The 17,304-nt window shown below is 67.0% G+C and carries 18 protein-coding genes; 9 read left to right on the forward strand and 9 right to left on the reverse strand.

Annotation, left to right across the window (positions count from 1 at the left end; genetic code table 11):
- Positions 1–93: 93 nt before the first annotated feature.
- The 7 genes from phnC to QRN13_RS12455 all read left to right on the forward strand — a co-directional run bounded on the left by phnC (position 94) and on the right by QRN13_RS12455 (position 6,988).
- Entirely contained in the window at positions 94–903 is an 810-nt protein-coding gene (gene phnC / locus QRN13_RS12425; RefSeq protein ID WP_055808912.1) for a phosphonate ABC transporter ATP-binding protein, read from the forward strand.
- Positions 900–1,916, forward strand: a complete 1,017-nt coding sequence (gene phnD / locus QRN13_RS12430) for a phosphate/phosphite/phosphonate ABC transporter substrate-binding protein (protein ID WP_055754543.1) — start codon at positions 900–902, stop codon at positions 1,914–1,916. The genes phnC and phnD overlap by 4 nt, the downstream gene beginning before the upstream one ends.
- Entirely contained in the window at positions 1,913–2,725 is an 813-nt protein-coding gene (gene phnE / locus QRN13_RS12435) for a phosphonate ABC transporter, permease protein PhnE (protein ID WP_284878138.1), read from the forward strand. The genes phnD and phnE overlap by 4 nt, the downstream gene beginning before the upstream one ends.
- 91 nt (positions 2,726–2,816) lie before the next feature.
- Positions 2,817–3,884: a substrate-binding domain-containing protein gene (locus QRN13_RS12440; protein WP_066629283.1), complete on the forward strand. Its 1,068-nt coding sequence runs from the start codon at positions 2,817–2,819 to the stop codon at positions 3,882–3,884.
- A gap of 83 nt (positions 3,885–3,967) precedes the next feature.
- Positions 3,968–4,846 (forward strand): UTP--glucose-1-phosphate uridylyltransferase GalU, encoded by an 879-nt coding sequence (galU, locus tag QRN13_RS12445; RefSeq protein ID WP_165114072.1) that lies wholly within the window; start codon positions 3,968–3,970, stop codon positions 4,844–4,846.
- A gap of 101 nt (positions 4,847–4,947) precedes the next feature.
- Positions 4,948–5,745, forward strand: a complete 798-nt coding sequence (locus tag QRN13_RS12450; RefSeq protein WP_169802112.1) for an enoyl-ACP reductase FabI — start codon at positions 4,948–4,950, stop codon at positions 5,743–5,745.
- Positions 5,746–5,803: 58 nt separating this feature from the next.
- A complete protein-coding gene (locus tag QRN13_RS12455; RefSeq protein ID WP_284878139.1) occupies positions 5,804–6,988 on the forward strand; it encodes a benzoate/H(+) symporter BenE family transporter in 1,185 nt (394 codons plus the stop codon).
- Between the two features lie 14 nt (positions 6,989–7,002).
- Here the strand turns inward: QRN13_RS12455 and QRN13_RS12460 are convergent, their stop codons facing one another.
- From QRN13_RS12460 to ffh, 5 genes are all read right to left on the reverse strand, one after another.
- Positions 7,003–7,398: a DUF3597 domain-containing protein gene (locus tag QRN13_RS12460; protein WP_284878140.1), complete on the reverse strand. Its 396-nt coding sequence runs from the start codon at positions 7,396–7,398 to the stop codon at positions 7,003–7,005.
- Positions 7,399–7,454: 56 nt separating this feature from the next.
- Positions 7,455–8,171 carry a glutathione S-transferase N-terminal domain-containing protein gene (locus QRN13_RS12465; protein ID WP_055754549.1) on the reverse strand — a complete coding sequence of 239 codons (717 nt, stop codon included), beginning with the start codon at positions 8,169–8,171 and terminating at the stop codon, positions 7,455–7,457.
- An 83-nt stretch (positions 8,172–8,254) separates the two neighbouring features.
- A complete protein-coding gene (gene rimM / locus QRN13_RS12470; protein WP_055754550.1) occupies positions 8,255–8,782 on the reverse strand; it encodes a ribosome maturation factor RimM in 528 nt (175 codons plus the stop codon).
- 69 nt (positions 8,783–8,851) lie between these two features.
- Positions 8,852–9,403, reverse strand: coding sequence for a 30S ribosomal protein S16 (rpsP, locus tag QRN13_RS12475; RefSeq protein ID WP_055754551.1), 552 nt, complete (start codon positions 9,401–9,403; stop codon positions 8,852–8,854).
- A 24-nt stretch (positions 9,404–9,427) separates the two neighbouring features.
- The gene (gene ffh, locus QRN13_RS12480; RefSeq protein ID WP_153924579.1) at positions 9,428–10,966 is read right to left on the reverse strand and encodes a signal recognition particle protein; all 1,539 of its coding nucleotides are present in this window, start codon (positions 10,964–10,966) and stop codon (positions 9,428–9,430) included.
- A gap of 314 nt (positions 10,967–11,280) precedes the next feature.
- Here ffh and QRN13_RS12485 point away from each other — a divergent pair, with 314 nt between their 5' ends.
- Together QRN13_RS12485 and QRN13_RS12490 are read left to right on the forward strand one after the other, a co-directional pair.
- On the forward strand, positions 11,281–12,486 hold the full coding sequence (locus QRN13_RS12485; RefSeq protein WP_284878141.1) for a saccharopine dehydrogenase family protein: 1,206 nt from the start codon (positions 11,281–11,283) through the stop codon (positions 12,484–12,486).
- A gap of 13 nt (positions 12,487–12,499) precedes the next feature.
- On the forward strand, positions 12,500–13,672 hold the full coding sequence (locus tag QRN13_RS12490; protein WP_284878142.1) for a carboxynorspermidine decarboxylase: 1,173 nt from the start codon (positions 12,500–12,502) through the stop codon (positions 13,670–13,672).
- Between the two features lie 39 nt (positions 13,673–13,711).
- Here the strand turns inward: QRN13_RS12490 and QRN13_RS12495 are convergent, their stop codons facing one another.
- From QRN13_RS12495 to rsfS, 4 genes are all read right to left on the reverse strand, one after another.
- Positions 13,712–15,088: a S41 family peptidase gene (locus QRN13_RS12495; protein WP_284878143.1), complete on the reverse strand. Its 1,377-nt coding sequence runs from the start codon at positions 15,086–15,088 to the stop codon at positions 13,712–13,714.
- A 139-nt stretch (positions 15,089–15,227) separates the two neighbouring features.
- Entirely contained in the window at positions 15,228–16,307 is a 1,080-nt protein-coding gene (locus QRN13_RS12500) for a murein hydrolase activator EnvC family protein (protein WP_066554033.1), read from the reverse strand.
- 1 nt (position 16,308) lies between these two features.
- Entirely contained in the window at positions 16,309–16,773 is a 465-nt protein-coding gene (rlmH, locus tag QRN13_RS12505; RefSeq protein WP_055808890.1) for a 23S rRNA (pseudouridine(1915)-N(3))-methyltransferase RlmH, read from the reverse strand.
- A gap of 4 nt (positions 16,774–16,777) precedes the next feature.
- On the reverse strand, positions 16,778–17,212 hold the full coding sequence (gene rsfS / locus QRN13_RS12510) for a ribosome silencing factor (protein WP_082064315.1): 435 nt from the start codon (positions 17,210–17,212) through the stop codon (positions 16,778–16,780).
- Positions 17,213–17,304: the final 92 nt, after the last annotated feature.

Consider the following 17,304-nt stretch of genomic DNA (forward strand, 5'->3'; position numbering starts at 1 on the left):
GGACGAGATTGCGCCCGACGTGCGATTAGGACTTGCCCGAGCGCGATTTCAGCTTATTGCGGCGCCCCTTCGCCATAGCCTCCTAGCGAGTTCATGAGTTCATCCGCAGCCGCCGCCGCCCCTGGGCTAGTCCTGGCGCGTGACGTGTCGAAGACCTTCGGATCGCGAAAGGCGCTGGACGGCGTCTCGATTTCCGTGGCCTCCGGCGAAATGGTCGCCCTGATCGGTCCGTCCGGTTCGGGCAAGTCCACCCTGCTCCGCTCCATCACCGGTCTGCAGTCGATCGACGCCGGCGCCGGCACGATCCAGGTGTTCGGCGAGACCGTGCAGAAGGACGGCCGGGTCACCGGCGCCGTGCGCAAGGCGCGCGGCAAGCTGGGCATGATCTTCCAGCAGTTCAATCTGGTCGGGCGACTGAGCCTGTTCTCCAACGTCATGCTGGGCGCGCTGGGCCGTCTGCCCGGATGGAAGGGCCTGCTGGGCCTGTGGCCCCAGGCGGACAAGGACAAGGCCATGGCGGCCCTGCACCGCGTCGGCGTCAGCGACTACGCCGCCCAGCGCGCCAACACCCTGTCCGGCGGTCAGCAACAGCGCGGCGCCATCGCCCGCGCCATCGTGCAGGGCGCCAAGGCCATTCTGGCCGACGAACCTGTCGCCTCGCTGGACCCTGTGTCAGCCCGCAAGGTGATGGAACTGCTGGTCGAGTTGAACAAACGCGACGGCATGGGTGTGATCGTCACCCTGCACCAGGTCGACTACGCCATCCGCTACTGTGACCGCGTCATCGCCCTGCAAGGCGGCAAGATCGTCTATGACGGCCCGTCCACGGCGCTGGACCAAAAGCGCCTGATCGAAATCTACGGTCCCGAGTTCGAGGACGCGTTCTGGGAGACCAAGGCATGAGCCTGTCGCGCATTTCCCCCACCCGCCGTCTAATCGCTGCGGCCGGCGCCGCCGTCATGATCCTGGGCCTGGCGGCCTGCGGCGGCGGCGAGGACAAGAAGGCTGCGGGCGGCGCGCCCAGCGAGATCACTTTCTCGATCCTGTCCGCCGAAGGCCAAGCCTCGGCCGGCCCGCTGTGGCAGCCGCTGCTGGACGACATGTCCAAGGCCATCGGCGTGCCGGTGAAGCCCTATTTCGGTTCGAACTACACCGTCCTGGTCGAGGCCATGCGCGGCAACCACACCCAGGTGGGCTGGTTCTCGGCCAAGCCTGAGGTCGAGGCCATCGACCGCGCCAAAGCCGAAGTCATCGCCCGCACCGTCAACCGCGAAGGTCTGGACAGCTATCAGTCCACGCTGATCGTCAAGAAGGGATCGGGCATCACGCTGGATCAGGTCATGGCGTGCGGCAAGAAGTACAACTTCGGCATCGGCGACGCCCAGTCGACGTCGGGCACCCTGGCCCCGCTGACCTTCCTGTTCAATCCGCGCGGCGTGGTCCCCAGCCAGTGCTTCAAGACCGTGCGCTCGGCGAACCACCAGGCCAACGCCTTCGGCGTGGCGACCGGCGTGATCGACGTGGCGACCTCCAACAGCGTGAACACCATCTTCATGCGCAAGGAGAACCCGCAGCTGGCCGGCCAGATCGAGGAAATCTGGACCTCGCCGCCGATCCCCGAGAGCGGCATCGTCGTGCGCGAGGATCTGGATCCGGCGCTGAAGGAAAAGATCCGCAGCTTCTTCCTGACCTATGGCCAGGGCGAAGGCGCCGAGGCCGAGCGGCAGCGCAAGGTTCTGGCGGACCTGGAATATTCCCGCTTCACCGCCGCCGACGACAGCTATCTGGACCCGATCCGCGAAATGATCGCCGACCAGAAACTGGGCGAGGCCCGCGCCAAGGGCGATACGGCCGCCGCCGCCGCCGCCGAGCGCGAGCTTCAACGCCTGCGCAGCCTGCGTGAGGTCCGGCCTTGACCGCAGTCGCGTCTTCCGCCGTCGCGATTCCGGCGGCCCCCAAGAAGTCCGCCCTCGCCTGGGTCGCCGACGTCCTGGTCTGGGGCGGCGTCGCCGCCGTCCTGCTGTACAGCATTGACGCCGTCGATCTGGGCAACATCTCGCGTCTGTTCGCCGGCAACGACAGCACCCAGCTGTTCGTCCACGACCTGCTGCGTCCCGACTTCAGCGACTGGAAGATGTTCGTCGCCAAGATGTGGGAGACGGTGCAGATCGCCCTGTGGGGCACCTTCCTGGCCGTGATTCTGGGTATCCCGCTGGGTCTGGCGGCGGCGCGCAACATCGCGCCCGTCTGGGTCGTGACGCCGGTGCGCTGGATCATGAACCTGCTGCGTTCTGTGCCGGATTTGGTGATCGGCCTGCTATTCGTCACCGCCGTGGGCCTGGGGCCTCTGGCGGGCGTCCTGGCCATCACCCTGAATACGGCCGGGGTTCTGGCCAAGCTGTTCTCGGAAGCGGTCGAGTCGATCGACAAGGGTCCGGTCGAGGGCGTGCGCGCCACCGGCGCCGGCAAGCTGCACGAGATCGTCTGGGGCGTCCTGCCTCAGGTCGCGCCGCTGTGGACCTCGTTCGCCCTGTACCGTTTCGAATCCAACAGCCGGTCCGCGACCGTGCTGGGTCTGATCGGCGCGGGCGGCATCGGCCAGGTGCTGTTCGACAGCATGAACGCCTTCGATTTCCGCGCCGTCTCGGCCATCGTCATCGTCGTCGTGGTCGCCGTGACCCTGATCGACACCCTGTCGCAGGTCATGCGCCGCCGCCTGCTGTAGCGGCGGCGGTCCCTTTCGCGGGCCCATTCTCGGGACTGTCATAATCCTCTGCTCTAAGCATCGCGAAATCGATGCTCAGGGAGAGCCTTGGATGATCCGCACACTGAAACTGGCGGCTTCGGCCGCCGCCCTTCTGGCCCTGGCGGCCTGTGGCGACAACGGCGGCGGCGGCTCCGCCTCCGGCGCGCGCTCCGGCATCTGGGCGGCCGGTTCGTCGACCGTCTTCCCCTTCGCCACGCGGGTCGCCGAGACTTTCGCGCGCGGTTCGGGCGGCGCGGCGCCGCGCGTCGAATCGCTGGGCACCGGCGGCGGCATTCAGGCCTTCTGCCAGGGCGTCGGCCCGACCACCCCGGACATCGCCAACGCCTCGCGTCAGATGAAACAGTCCGAGTTCGACCTGTGCGCCAAGAACGGCGTCACCGACATCGTCGAGATCAAGATCGGCTTCGACGGCATCGTCATCGCCACTGCCCGTAACGGCAACGGCTTCAACTTCGAACTGAACGACCTGTACGAGGGCCTGGCCAAGGAAGTGCCGGGCGCCAACGGTCAATTCGTCGCCAATCCGGCCAAGACCTGGAACCAGGTCAACGCCGGCCTGCCGAACCAGCGAATCCAGGTCTATGGCCCGCCGCCCACCTCGGGCACGCGCGACGCCTTCCTGGAGCTGGGCATGACGCCGGGCGCCAAGCTGGTGCCGGCGGTCAAGGCGATCGAAGGCGACAAGGACCGGTTTGAAGGCATCGCCCACACCCTGCGCGAGGACGGCGCCTGGATCGATTCCGGCGAGAACGACAACGCCATCGTCCAGACCCTGACCCGCACGCCGGGTTCGCTGGGCGTGTTCGGCTATTCGTTCCTGGAACAGAACCTGGACACGGTGAAGGCCGAGACCATCGACGGCGTGGCCCCGACCGCCGACACCATCGCCAGCGGTGAATACCCGCTGTCGCGCAGCCTCTACATCTATGTGAAGAAGGCCCATATCGGCGTCATTCCGGGCCTGCAGCAGTTCGTGCAGGAGTTCCTGTCGGAAGGCGCCGCCGGCAAGGGCGGCTATCTGGCCGACCGCGGCCTGATCCCGCTGCCGGAAGACCAATTGCTGGCCCAGCGCGCGACCATCGCCGCCATGACGCCTATGGCCCGCCCCGCCAAGTAAGGGGGAACCCGACCGCCGTTCCGCCCCTTCTTTCGCCGGTCCGCACCGGTTAGAAGGGGCGGGATAGCTGTCAGGATGATTTGATGACCACCACGCCCGCGCGCCTGCGCAAGGCCGTACTGCCCGTCGCGGGCCTCGGCACCCGGGTCCTGCCCGGCACCAAGACGACCCCCAAGGAACTGCTGAACGTCGTCGACCGGCCAATCCTGTCCTACATCGTCGAAGAGGCGCGCGAGGCCGGGATCGAGCACATCGTCTTCGTCACCGGCCGCTCCAAGGGCGCCATCGAGGACTATTTCGATCACCAGATCGAGCTGGAAGCCCAGCTTCTGGCCAAGGGCAAGACCGACATCCTGGAGATGATGAACGCCGAACTGGCCTCGGCCGGGGAGATGAGCTTCACCCGCCAGATGCAGCCCAAGGGCCTGGGCCACGCCGTCTGGTGCGCGCGCGACATCATCGGCCACGAGCCGTTCGCCGTCATCCTGCCCGACGTCATCGTGGATTCTCAGCCCGGCGCCCTGAAGCAGTTGGCCGAGGTCTATGCCGAAACCGGCGGCAACATCATCGGCGTGGAATCCGTCCCGGAAGATCAGACCCACAAATACGGCATCGTCGATCCGGTCAGCCGCGACGGTTCGCGCATCGTCATGAAGGGCATGGTCGAAAAGCCCGCCGCCGGAACCGCGCCGTCCAACCTGTCGATCTCGGGCCGTTACATCCTGCAGCCGGAAATCTTCGACCTGTTGGCGACGCAGGAAAAGGGCGCGGGCGGCGAAATCCAGCTGACCGACGCCATGGCGCGACTGATGGCGGACCAGAGCTTCACCGCCGTCGAATACGCGGGCGTGACCCACGACTGCGGCGACAAGATCGGCCTGTTGCGCGCCAACGTCGCCCTGGCCCTGAAACGCCCCGACCTGGGCGACGCGGCGCGCCAGGCGATCGCGGGCCTGCTGTAACGCAAGGGAAGGCGGCGGGGGTTCCGGTTTACGCCCGCCCCTGCTAACCCTCCGCGCAAATCATCAGGAGACGAACCATGGCGACTTCCGAAGGCTGGAACATGCCGACCGGCGACCTCATGAAGGGCAAGAAGGGCCTGATCATGGGCGTGGCCAACTCCAGCTCCATCGCCTGGGGCATCGCCTCGCAGCTGGCCGCCCAGGGCGCCGAGCTGGCCTTCACCTATCTGGGCGAGAGCCTGGAGCGCCGCGTGCGTCCGCTGGCGGAAAGCGTCGGCGCCAAGCTGCTGATCCCGGCCGACGTCACTGACGACGCCTCGATGGATGCGGCCTTCGCCGAACTGGAAAAGACCTTCGGCACGATCGACTTCGTCGTCCATTCGGTGGCCTTCGCCAACAAGGATGAGTTGAAGGGCAGCTTCGTGGACAACACCACGCGCGACAGCTTCCTGCTGGCCATGAACATCTCGGCCTTCAGCTTCGTGGACGTGTCCAAGCGCGCCGCCAAGCTGATGCCGAACGGCGGCAGCCTGATCACCCTGACCTATCTGGGGTCCGAGCGGGTCATTCCGAACTACAACACCATGGGCGTGGCCAAGGCCGCACTGGAAGCGGCGACTCGCTATATCGCGCGCGACCTGGGTCCCAAGAACATCCGCGTCAACGCCATCTCGGCCGGGGCAATGCGCACCCTGTCGCTGGCCGGCATTTCGGGCGGGCGCGGCCTGCACTCCAAGTCGGCGCAGTTCTCGCTGATCAAGGAAGAGACCTCGATGGAGGGCGTCGCGGGCGCGGCCCTGTGGCTGTGTTCGGACCTGGGGCGTTCGACCACTGGCGAAGTCGTCCACGTCGATGCCGGCTTCCACGCCGTGGGCCTGCCGGAAGACATCGAGGGCTGATCAAGGAGGGCTGGATCCCAGCCTTCCGCCATCCAAGACGACGGTTTAAGGCCGGGGCATGACTGCTCCGGCCTTTGCCATGCGCGCCCTGCCCGCCTCGGCCTTTTCGTCCGCCGCCGTGGCGACGGTGATCGGATTTGGCGGGACGGTCGCCCTGGTGGTTCAGGCGGGCCAGGCCTTGGGCGCGGACGCGGGCCAGATCGGGTCGATGGTGACGGCTTTGTGCCTCGGCATCGGGGCGCCGGGCGCCTTTCTGAGCTGGCGGCTGAAGATCCCCGTCGTGCTGGCCTGGTCCACGCCGGGGGCGGCCCTGCTGGCGGCCTCGACCCTGGGCCTGTCGTGGCCGACGGCGATTGGCGCCTTCGTCTTCGCCGCTCTGCTGATGATCCTGACCGGCTTGATCCCGGTGCTGGGGCGGCTGGCGGCGCGGATCCCGGCGGCCATCGCCTCGGCCATGCTGGCCGGGGTGCTGCTGCCCTTTGTGCTGAGACTGTTCAAGGTCGTGCCGGACGAGACGGCCTTGGTCGTAGGGCTGATCGCAGTGTTCCTAATTTTCCGACGTCTGTGGCCGACCTGGACCTTGCCCGCCGTGCTGGCGGCGGCTTTTGCGGTGCTGGCGATGCGGGGGCAGTTGGCCCTGCCCGCCGGCACCGGCCTGTTCGGCCACCTGGAGCCGGTCGCGCCCGTCTTCGACTGGAAGGCGGCGGTCAGCCTGGGCTTTCCGTTGTTTCTGGTGACGCTGGCGGCGCAGAACCTGCCCGGGCTGGTGGTGCTGCAGAGCGCCGGCTATCCGCCGCCCGCCAACCGACTGATCCTGTCGACCGGCGTCGCCAGCCTGCTGATCGCGCCGTTCGGCGGGCATGGGGTCAATCTGGCGGCGATCACGGCGGCGATCTGCACGGGGCCGGACGCCCATCCCGACCCCGCCAGGCGCTGGATCGTGGGCGTGATCTACGGCGGTCTTTATCTGGTCGTGGCTCTGTTCGCCGCGCCGCTGGCCGGGCTGTTCATCGCCATGCCGCCAGCCGTGCTCGCGGCGGTGACGGGTCTGGCGCTGATCGCGCCGCTGACCGGCGCGCTGCACAACATGATTATGGATGTCGGATCGCGCGAGGCGGCCGTGCTGACGTTTGCGGGGACGGCTTCGGGCCTGCCCCTGTTCGGCGTCGGATCGGCCTTCTGGGGTCTGGTTGTGGGATTTGCCGCGCTGGCCGCGATGCGCTGGATCAGACCGCCGGCCTGATCTAGCTGAGGGGGCTAGTCGCGCAGCGAAGCCGGGACCTGACCACCGTTTTCGGCCAGCTTCTTCCAGACGGCCTTGGACAGGGCGATGTTCTGTTCGGCCGAGCCGTGCTCGCCGGCGTGGACGTTCAGTTCCTCGGCCAGCTCCTTACGGGCGGCCAAGCCGGAATCCAAGTCCAGCAGCTTCAGCAGGTCGACGATCGAGGTGCGCCAGTTGCCGCCGCCGCCCTTGGACGCCGCCAGATCGCTGAGGACCGCCTCGACATCGACGGGCGGCAAGGCCGGCGCGGCGGTCGGGGCAGGCGCAGCGCTGGGCGCAGGAATTCCGGCCGTCGAGGTTGGCGGCGGAACGGGGGCCGCCTTCGGCTTGTGGCCCGTGATCTTGTTCCAGATAGAAGAGAAGATGCCCATCGGTCGCGCTCCTGTTGGTGTGAGCAGACAACGCGACCGACGGGGCGAGGTTCAGATCAGTCGCGCGCCGGGATGTTGAGGCCGCGCTGGACCGCGGGGCGGGCCAAGCCGCGCTCCAGCCAGGCGGCGACGCGCGGGAAGTCGGCGAAGCCGACGATTTCGCCCGCTTCGTAGAAGCCGATCAGGTTGCGGACCCAGCCCAGGGTGGCGACATCGGCGATGGAATAGTCGCCGACAAGCCAGTCGCGGGGCTCTCCCCCGTCGTTGGCGAGCCGCGTCTCCAGCACGCCCAGCAGGCGGCGGCTTTCGGCGACGTAGCGGTCGCGCGGGCGCTTGTCCTCGTATTCCTTGCCCGCGAAGCGGTGGAAGAAACCCAGCTGGCCGAACATCGGGCCGATCGCGCCCATCTGGAACATGACCCACTGGATCGTCTCGTAGCGGGTCGCCGGGTCGGCCGAGAGCAGTTTGCCGGTCTTTTCCGCCAGATAAATCAGGATGGCGCCGGATTCGAACAGGGCCAGCGGCTGTCCGTTCGGGCCGTTGGGATCGAGGATGGCGGGGATCTTGCCGTTGGGGTTCAGCGACAGAAACTCCGGCCCCCAGGTCTCGTTTTTGGTGATGTCGATCAGGTGCGGCTCATAGGCCAGGCCGACCTCCTCCAGCATGATCGAGACCTTCACCCCATTGGGCGTCGGCAGGGAATACAACTGGATGCGATCGGGGTGCTGGGCCGGCCAGCGTTGCGTGATCGGGAAGGCGGACAAGTCGGTCATGGGTGCGGCCTCGGCTATTGCGATAGGCCTATGTCGGCGCCGTTCGGCCCATCCGCAACACCGACGGGAGCGGTGACGAGACTTCAGTCCGGCTCGCGCTCGCCCACCTCGGTCGGCGGCACGGCCAGAAGCCAGCCGTCGGCCAGGTGCAGTTCCGGCGTCGCTTCCTTGGTGAACGGCAGATACCAGGTCGGGCCGCCGGCGGCGGGCGCGATCTCCAGCATGTCGTCGGCGCCGAAGTTCTGGACCGACTTCACCGTGCCCATGACCGCGCCCCCCATATCGCGAACCTGAACGCCCAAGAGGTCGGCGAGGTAGAATTCGTCCTCGTCCGGCTCGGGGAACCGAGCGCGAGGGACGTGCAGCTTCAGGCCGCGCAGTGCGTCGGCCTGTTCCTTGGACGTGATCTCCTTGGCCCGGCCAACGACGCCGTTCTTGTCGGGCCGCGTCGAGGTCAGGGTCAGGGCCACGGTCCCGTCGGCGCGCAGCAGAGGGCCATAGGCGGTCAGGGCCAGGGGGTCGGCGGTGAAGGCGGTCACCCGCACCTCGCCCCGCACGCCAAAGCCGCCGCCGACCTGGCCGACGAGGATCAATCTGCTGTCCGTGGTCATGCGTGTTCTTAACCCATGAAAAAGGCGGCGTCGAAAGACGCCGCCCTGATCATCGTCAAACCGAAAGGCTTAGCCTTCGGCCTTTTCCTCGGTCGCTTCAGCAGCCGGGGCTTCCTCGGCGGCGGCGTCAGCGGCCGGAGCCTCTTCGGCAGGCGCTTCTTCAGCAGCGGGAGCGTTCTTGGCGGCTTCGGCGGCGGCGGCGGCCTCTTCCTTGGCGCGGGCGGCGGCTTCAGCGGCCTCGACCTTGGCGGCGGCTTCGGCTTCCAGGCGGTCGGCTTCGCGCTGGGCGCGTTCAGCGGCGCGCTCTTGCGCCTTCTTGCCCGGAGCGCCCTTGTTCGGGTTGTTCGATTGCGTCCACTTGACCTTCTGACCCAGGGTCTCGTCCTGCGACAGGAAGCGGGCGACGCGGTCGGTCGGCTGGGCGCCCTTGCCGAGCCATTCGGCGATGCGCTCGACCTTCAGGGCGACGCGCGGGGTGGCGCCGTCCTTGGGCAGCATCGGGTTGTAGCTGCCGACCTTCTCGATGAACTTGCCGTCGCGGGGCGAGTGCGAGTCGGCGATGACGATGTGGTAGTAGGGGCGCTTCTTGGCGCCGCCGCGGGCCAGACGAATCTTCAGCATTTCAGGTCTCTTTCTAGGAAGTCGTTATTTCTTGGGAGGGAAGCCCGGCAGGCCAGGAAGACCTCCCGGAAGTTGTCCGCCGCCCAGTCCGGCGAGCCGGTCCTGGATGGCTTTCAGATCGTCGGCGGAGGGTTCGGCCATCTTGCCGCCGCCCAACGCCTTGAGGCGGGCCATGTCGGGGCCGCCGCCGCCCATTCCGGGCATGCCGCCGCCGCCAAGGCCGCCCAGCATGGCGGCCATCTGCTGCATCTTCTTGGGTCCGCCGCGCGCCATCGACTTAACCACGTCGGCCATCTGGCGGTGCTGTTTCAGAACCCGATTCACGTCCTGCACATCGACGCCGGCGCCGGCGGCGATGCGCTTCTTGCGCGAGGCGTTCAGCAGGTCGGGCTTCTTGCGCTCGGCCTTGGTCATCGAGGAGATGATCGCTTCCTGACGCAGGATCATGCGGTCGTCGATGCCGCTCTCGGCCATCTGACCCTTCATCTTGGCCACGCCGGGCAGCATGCCCATGATGCCCTGAAGCCCGCCCATCCGCTTCATCTGCTGAAGCTGGCCGGCCAGATCATCCAGATCGAACTGACCCTTGGCCAGTTTGCGGGCCATCTTCTCGGCCTTGGCCTGGTCCAGATCCTGGCTGGCCTTTTCGACCAGGGCGACGATATCGCCCTGACCCAGAATGCGGCCGGCGACGCGGCGGGCGTCGAACACGTCCAGCGCATCGACCTTTTCGCCGGCGCCCAGATATTTGATCGGCAGGCCGGTGACGGCCCGCATCGACAGCATGGCGCCGCCACGACCGTCGCCGTCGGCGCGGGTCAAGACCAGGCCGGTCAGGGGCAGGCGCTCGTGGAAGGCCTTGGCGGTGCGAACGGCGTCCTGGCCGGTCAGGCTGTCGGCGACCAGCAGGGTCTCGACGGGCTTGGCGATGTCGGCGACCTCGGCGACCTCGTTCATCAGCCCTTCGTCCAGGGTGATGCGGCCGGCGGTGTCGAGGATCAGGACGTCGAAACCCTGAAGCTTGGCCGATTGCAGCGCCCGGCGCGTGATCTGGACGGCGCTTTCGCCCGCCACGATCGGCAGAGTGGCGACCTCGATCTGCTTGCCCAGGGTGGCCAGTTGCTCCATCGCGGCCGGACGACGCGTGTCCAGCGAGGCCATCATGACCTTCTTGCGATCGAACTTGGTCAGGCGCAGCGCCAGCTTGGCCGAGGTCGTGGTCTTGCCCGAGCCCTGGAGGCCGGCCATCAGCACCACGGCGGGCGGATTGGCGTTGGTGTTCAGCGGGACCGGCTCTTCGCCGCCCAGCATCTCGATCAGGCCGTCATAGACGATCTTGACCACCTGATCGGCCGGCTTGACCGAACGGATGACCTCTTCACCGGTCGCGCGCTCGGTGGCGAAAGCGATGAATTCCTTGACGACCGGCAGGGCGACGTCGGCCTCGAGCAGGGCCACGCGCACTTCGCGCATCGCCTCGGCGACATCCTTTTCGGACAGGGCGCCGCGCCCGGTGATCCGGTCAAAGACGCCTGTCAGCCGCTCGTTCAGAGCCTCGAACATTCACTACCTCATAGCGACGGGTGAAACGGCTCCATACGACAACGGCCCCCGGCGACGATCACGTCGGCGGAGGGTTCTCGCCGGGCTCGTCTCATCGAAATGAGGGTCGTCCCGGTGGAGACGCAGGTTCACTTGCGTCGGAAGCGGCGGCTTATGGCGGAAAAACCTTACAAAGGCAACCGGAGCGATCCGGTCACGCTATAAGAGCCAATATCGGCGCAGGGATTTAGCGGATTGTCATCATCGTGCTAAGAGCCGCGCCCTTTATAGGGGCGGCGCTGTCGCCAGGGTTTCAGACTTCGGGAGAAGCACAGATGAGCAAGGTGCTGGTTATCGGCGCGGGCGGCGTCAGTTCGGTGGCCGTCCACAAGATGGCGATGAACGCGGACATCTTCTCGCATATCACCCTGGCGAGCCGCACCAAGTCCAAGTGCGATGCGATCGCCCAGTCCGTGAAATCGCGCTTCGGCGTCGACATCGACACGGCGGCCATCGACGCCGACGACGTGGCGGCGACCACGGCGCTGATCCAGAAGGTGCAGCCCGAACTGGTCGTGAACCTGGCCCTGCCCTATCAGGACCTGTCGATCATGGACGCCTGCCTGGCCGCCGGCGTCGACTATCTGGACACCGCCAACTACGAGCCGCGCGACGAGGCCAAGTTCGAATACAAGTGGCAGTGGGCCTATCAGGACCGCTTCAAGGACGCCGGTCTGATGGCGCTGCTGGGTTCGGGCTTCGACCCCGGCGTGACCTCGGTCTTCACAACCTACGTCAAGAAGCACCTGCTGGATTCCATCGAGACGCTGGACATCCTGGACTGCAACGGCGGCGACACCGGCTTGCCCTTCGCGACCAACTTCAATCCCGAGATCAACCTGCGCGAAGTGACGGCGAACTCGCGTCACTGGGAGAACGGCCAGTGGGTCGAGGGCCCGGCGCTGAGCCACAAACAGACCTTCGACTTCGAGGGCGTGGGTCCGAAGAACATGTACCTCATGTACCATGAGGAGCTGGAATCGCTGGCGAAATTCTATCCCGAGATCAAGCGCATCCGCTTCTGGATGACGTTCGGCGACAGCTATCTGAAGCACCTCGAAGTGCTGGAAAACATCGGCATGACCTCGATCGAGCCGATGCAGTTCCAGGGCCGCGAGATCATTCCGATCGAGTTCCTGAAGGCCCTGCTGCCCGAGCCGGCCTCGCTGGGTCCGATCACCAAGGGCAAGACCAACATCGGCGTCATCGCCACCGGCCTCAAGGACGGGGTCAAGAAGACGGTCTACGTCAACAACATCTGCGACCACGAAGAGGCCTATGCCGAGACCGGCAATCAAGCCGTCAGCTACACCACCGGCGTGCCGGCCATGATCGGCGCGGCCCTGATGGTGACCTGCCAGTGGAAGGGCGACGGCGTGTTCAACATGGAGCAGCTGGACCCCGATCCCTTCATGGACATGCTGAACAAGCACGGCCTGCCGTGGAAGGTTCAGGACCTGGACGCCCCTCTGGACTTCTGATCGGACCGACTAAATGCAGACCCAGGCCGGCGATCCGGGCGCCTTTGCGCATTTCGACCTGAACCGCGTCGCGTCGCCCGCCTTCGTGGTGGACGAGGCGGCCATCCGCCGCAATCTGTCCGTGCTGAAAGGCGTGCGCGACGGAGCGGAGGCGCGTGTTCTTCTGGCGTTGAAGGCGTTTTCGATGTGGTCGCTGGCCGATGTGGTGGGCGAATACCTCGACGGGGTCTGCGCCTCGGGCCTGTGGGAGGCGCGGCTGGCGCGCGAGTTCTACAAGGGCGAGCTGACCACCTATTCGCCGGCCTATACGGCCAAGGACCTGCCCGAGATCCTGCGTCTGTCGGATCACGTCATCTTCAACAACCCGGCCCAGATCGCCCGTTTCGCGGACCTGATCGCCAAAGCGCGGGCTGAAGGGCAGGTGTTCGAGATCGGCCTGCGGCTCAACCCCGAACATTCCGAAGGGGAGGTCGCCAAATACGACCCGGCCCAGCCCTGTTCGCGCCTGGGCTTTCCGGTGTCGCAACTGACCGCCGAACATCTGATCGGCGTCGACGGTTTGCATATCCATGCGCTGTGCGAGCAGGATTTCCAGCCCCTGTCGCGCATCTGGGCGGCGGTGGAGCCCAAGCTTTCGCCGCTGCTGGGCGGGATCAAATGGCTGAACCTGGGCGGGGGGCACCACATCACCCGCGCCGACTATCAGACCGACGATCTGATCGCCTTCGTACGCGATCTGCAGGCCCGGCACGGGGTTCAGGTCTATCTGGAGCCGGGCGAGGCCGTGGCGCTGGACGCCGGCATCCTGATCGGCGAGGTGCTGGACGTCTTCCACAACGGCATGCCCATCGGCATCACCGACATCTCCGCCACCTGCCATATGCCCGATGTGATCGAGGCGCCCTATCGCCCCGCGCTGCTGAAAGAGCCTGAGCATGGGGTGACGGTGCGGCTGGGCGGGCCGTCGTGCCTGGCCGGAGACATCATCGGCGACTACGTCTTCGCCGAGCGGCCGACGCCGGGGACGCGCATCGCGTTTCTGGACCAGGCCCACTATTCGATGGTGAAGACCAACACCTTCAACGGCGTGCCGCTGCCGTCCATCGTGCTGTGGAACTCCCAGACGGATGCGCTGAGAACGGTGCGCGCGTTCGACTATTCGGCCTTCCGCGACCGCCTGTCCTGATCGCAAAGAAAAGGGCGGCTCGCGCCGCCCTTCCCTGACCTATTCGTCTTTCGGTTCGTCCGCCGTCAGTTCGGCGTCGGGCTTGGGCGTCGAGCCCGGCTCGGTGACGACGATGCCTTCGGGCGGGGCCGACAGTTTCGACAGGTCGCCGCCGGCGCGCAGGACGTCCAGCGCGCGCTGAAGCTGATAGTCCTTGTCCTTGTCGAACTTTTCGCCCGGGGCTTCGCGCGGGGTGTGCGGACCCTTGCGCTCGGCGCCGATGGAGGCGTCCAGGGCCGTGGCGTAGGCGGCCTCGGAATAGATGAAGCTGGAGCGCGAGACGATGCGGGCCTCGGCCTCGTTGCGGGCGACTTCCAGATCCGGCTCGATGCCGATCTTCTGAATCGAGGCGCCCGAGGGAGTGTAGTAGCGCGCGGTCGTGATCGACAAGGCGCCGTCCTGGCCCTGACGCAGCGGGATCACGGTCTGGACCGAACCCTTGCCGAAGCTGGTCAGGCCCACGATGGTCGCGCGCTGGTGATCCTTCAGGGCGCCGGCGACGATTTCCGACGCCGAGGCCGAGCCGTAGTTGACCAGAACGACCAGCGGAAGGCCGCCGGTGATGTCGCCGGGCTTGGCGGAATAACGCTGGATCTGCTCGGGCTTCCGGCCCCGCTGGCTGACGATCTCGCCGCGTTCCAGGAAGGCGTCGGACACGTCGATGGCGGCGTTCAGCAGGCCGCCGCCGTTGTTGCGCAGGTCCAAGACATAGCCCTTCACGCCTGGCTTCTCGGCCTTGATCTTGGCGATGGCCTCGTTCAGCTCGCGGCCGGTGTTCTCGTTGAAGGTCGAGACGCGCAGATAACCAAAGTCGCCCTCGACACGGCCGGTGACCGACTGAACCTTGATGACCTCGCGGGTCAGGGTCACTTCCAGCGGGTCTGAACCGTCGCGCAGGAAGGTCACCTTCACGCTGGTGCCCACGGCGCCGCGCAGCTTTTCGGACACCTGGCTGACCGTCAGGCCCGCCGCGTTCTGGCCCTCGATCGAAGAGATCACGTCGCCCGCCTGGACCCCGGCCTTGGCGGCGGGGCTGTCGTCCATTGGCGAGATGACCTTCACCATGCCGCCGTCGGCGCTGATGGTCAGGCCGACGCCCGAATACTGGCCCTCGGTGCGCTCGCGCAGGTCGTCGTAGTTGGAGGGCGGCAGATAGTTGGAGTGCGGGTCCAGCGCCGTCATCATGCCGGCCAGCGCGGCCTCGATCAGCTTCTTGTTGTCGACCGGGACGACGTAGGCCTGCTCGACGATGCCGACCACGTCGCCGAACAGCTCCAGCATGCGGAAGGTTTCGTTTCGCGGGGTCTGGCTGCTGACAGCAGCGGCGGATCCGCCGAGCACCAGAGCGGCGCAGCCGACGAGGAGCAGTTTACGCATTCGGTCTCTTTCGGTCGGGCCGATCACTGTGGGCGCCCGTGGGAAGGTTAAGGCCCCGTCCTCACGACCAAATCGTGGCGACGCGGCGTCCCGCCGATAAAATCAGCGTCAGACGAGAATGCAAAGGACTATTGCGGGTTCAACGCAACCACGGTCCCGGATCGATCGGCCGTTCGTCACGGCGCAGTTCGAAATAGACATCGCCGTCCGGGCCGCTGCGCCCCAGAGTCTGGCCGTCCGAGACCCGGGCGTCCGGGCCCACATCAACGCTTTCCAACCCGGCGATGACGGCGCGCCAGCCGGGACCGAGGTCCAGCACCACCACATTGCCCCACCCCGTCAGCGGCCCGGCATAGGCGACCTTGGCGTCGGCGGGCGCGGTGACGGCCGCGCGGTCGGCCCGCCAGCGCCAGCCGGAGGTTCCGGCGCCCCAGGTCTGGCTTGGCGCGCCGGCGACGGGCGAACTGAGGCGGCCGCGCCCGGCCGGAAGGCGAGCGGTCGGCGTCTCTTCGGCCTGGGTGGTCGGGACCGCGCCGCCCAGTTCGCGAATGCGGCGCTCCAGCACGGCGGCGGCGCGTTCGGCGGCGCGGGCCTCAGCGTTCAGAACGGCGGTCAAGGCGGTCTTGCGCGCCGTCAGCCCCTCGATCTCGCCGCGCCGGTCGCCTTGCTCGCTCTCGGTCGTCAGCAGTCGCTCCGAGGACAGGACGGCGAGGCGGCGGATGCGCATGATCTCGGCTTGACGGGCGGCCAGCACCTTGGCGCGGCTTTCCAGATCCGGCGTCATGGCTTTGAGCAGGATGGAGGCGCGCACCGTGTCGATGGCCTTGTCGGCGGGCACCAGCAAGGGCGGCGGCGGCCGGCGGCTCATCATCTGCAGCGCGCTGAGCAGACGGCCCTGGGCGCCGCGCTCACGCGCCAGGTCCGTGACCAGTTCGGCCTCGCGTTCGGTCAGTTGCTGGAGGCGGGCGCGCTGATCGTCGATCTGACGGTCGCCGGTCTGTTCGTCGGCCCGCAGCGAGGCCAGGCGGCGCTCCAATTGGGCTAGTTCGGTCTTGGCGGCGTCGGCGTCGGCGCGCAGACGACGGGCGCGCACCGTCTCGTCACGGTATTCGGCCTGGATGCGCGACAGTTCGCTCTCGGGCGCCTGGTTGCTCATCGCCGGGGCAGCGCAGACGAAACCCGTCAGCAGGGCCAGCGATAAGGGTATGGCGCGACGCATGTCAGTCGCGATGATAGGGCGATCCGGCCAGGATGGTCACGGCCCGATACAGTTGTTCGGCCAGCATGGCGCGCGCCAGGGCGTGGGGCCAGGTCTGGGGACCGAAGGCCAGGGTCGAAGACGCGGCGTCGCGCACGCTGGCGTCCAGCCCGTCCGCCCCGCCGATGGCGAAGACCAGACGGCGCTCGCCCTGATCCCTCAGTTTGGCGATGTGGTCGGCGAAGGCGCGCGACGAATAGGTCTTGCCGCGTTCGTCGCAGGCGATCAGGTGCGACCCTTCCGCGGCGGCCAGAATCAGCTCGGCCTCCGGCGCCTTGCCGGGTCTGCGGGCTTCCAGATCGATCAGTTCAAGGGGACCGAGGCCAAGCGCGCGTCCCGACAGGGTGGCGCGCTTGGCGTAGTCGTCAGCGAGCGTCGCTTCAGGCCCTCGGCCCGGTCGGCCGATGGCGACGATGCTCAGCTTCATGGTGTCAGTCGCGGACCATGCGGTGGGCGGAATCGACCGCCCAGATTTTTTCGATGTTGTAGAAGGTGCGCACTTCCGGACGGAACAGGTGCACGATCACATCGCCGGCGTCGATAAGAACCCAGTCGCAGTGCGGCAGGCCCTCGACCTTGGCCTTGCCGAGGCCCTGTTCCTTGAGCGTGCGCAGCAGGTGATCGGCGATGGCGCCGACGTGACGGTGCGAACGACCGGACGCCACGATCATGGTGTCGGCCATGGCGCTTTTGCCCTTAAGGTCGATCAGAACCATGTCCTGGGCCTTGTCCTCGTCGAGGCGGCTCAGCAGGGCTTCTTCCAGCGGCGTGGAGCCGACGGGGCGGGGAGCGGAATCGTCGAAGCCGCGCGGGGAGGCGTCGGATTCAAAGCCGTCTTCGGAATGGAGAGGTTCGATAGGGTCCATCTCGTGCGCCGTATTCGAGACGGCGGCGTCTTGCGTATCATACGCGGGCGAGGGGGTCAGCGGAGGGCTCCGGGAGCGTTGACTAAAGAAGC

Origin of the sequence: Brevundimonas sp. MEB006b (assembly GCF_030209705.1) — a bacterium.
Taxonomy (GTDB): Bacteria; Pseudomonadota; Alphaproteobacteria; order Caulobacterales; family Caulobacteraceae; genus Brevundimonas.

Coding starts and splice junctions, on each gene's coding strand:
- phnC (WP_055808912.1), top strand. CDS start 94: ATGAGTTCATCCGCAGCCGCCGCCGCCCCTGGGCTAGTCCTGGCGCGT.
- phnD (WP_055754543.1), top strand. CDS start 900: ATGAGCCTGTCGCGCATTTCCCCCACCCGCCGTCTAATCGCTGCGGCC.
- QRN13_RS12440 (WP_066629283.1), top strand. CDS start 2,817: ATGATCCGCACACTGAAACTGGCGGCTTCGGCCGCCGCCCTTCTGGCC.
- galU (WP_165114072.1), top strand. CDS start 3,968: ATGACCACCACGCCCGCGCGCCTGCGCAAGGCCGTACTGCCCGTCGCG.
- QRN13_RS12450 (WP_169802112.1), top strand. CDS start 4,948: ATGCCGACCGGCGACCTCATGAAGGGCAAGAAGGGCCTGATCATGGGC.
- QRN13_RS12455 (WP_284878139.1), top strand. CDS start 5,804: ATGACTGCTCCGGCCTTTGCCATGCGCGCCCTGCCCGCCTCGGCCTTT.
- QRN13_RS12460 (WP_284878140.1), bottom strand. CDS start 7,398: ATGGGCATCTTCTCTTCTATCTGGAACAAGATCACGGGCCACAAGCCG.
- QRN13_RS12465 (WP_055754549.1), bottom strand. CDS start 8,171: ATGACCGACTTGTCCGCCTTCCCGATCACGCAACGCTGGCCGGCCCAG.
- rimM (WP_055754550.1), bottom strand. CDS start 8,782: ATGACCACGGACAGCAGATTGATCCTCGTCGGCCAGGTCGGCGGCGGC.
- rpsP (WP_055754551.1), bottom strand. CDS start 9,403: ATGCTGAAGATTCGTCTGGCCCGCGGCGGCGCCAAGAAGCGCCCCTAC.
- ffh (WP_153924579.1), bottom strand. CDS start 10,966: ATGTTCGAGGCTCTGAACGAGCGGCTGACAGGCGTCTTTGACCGGATC.
- QRN13_RS12485 (WP_284878141.1), top strand. CDS start 11,281: ATGAGCAAGGTGCTGGTTATCGGCGCGGGCGGCGTCAGTTCGGTGGCC.
- QRN13_RS12490 (WP_284878142.1), top strand. CDS start 12,500: ATGCAGACCCAGGCCGGCGATCCGGGCGCCTTTGCGCATTTCGACCTG.
- QRN13_RS12495 (WP_284878143.1), bottom strand. CDS start 15,088: ATGCGTAAACTGCTCCTCGTCGGCTGCGCCGCTCTGGTGCTCGGCGGA.
- QRN13_RS12500 (WP_066554033.1), bottom strand. CDS start 16,307: ATGCGTCGCGCCATACCCTTATCGCTGGCCCTGCTGACGGGTTTCGTC.
- rlmH (WP_055808890.1), bottom strand. CDS start 16,773: ATGAAGCTGAGCATCGTCGCCATCGGCCGACCGGGCCGAGGGCCTGAA.
- rsfS (WP_082064315.1), bottom strand. CDS start 17,212: ATGGACCCTATCGAACCTCTCCATTCCGAAGACGGCTTTGAATCCGAC.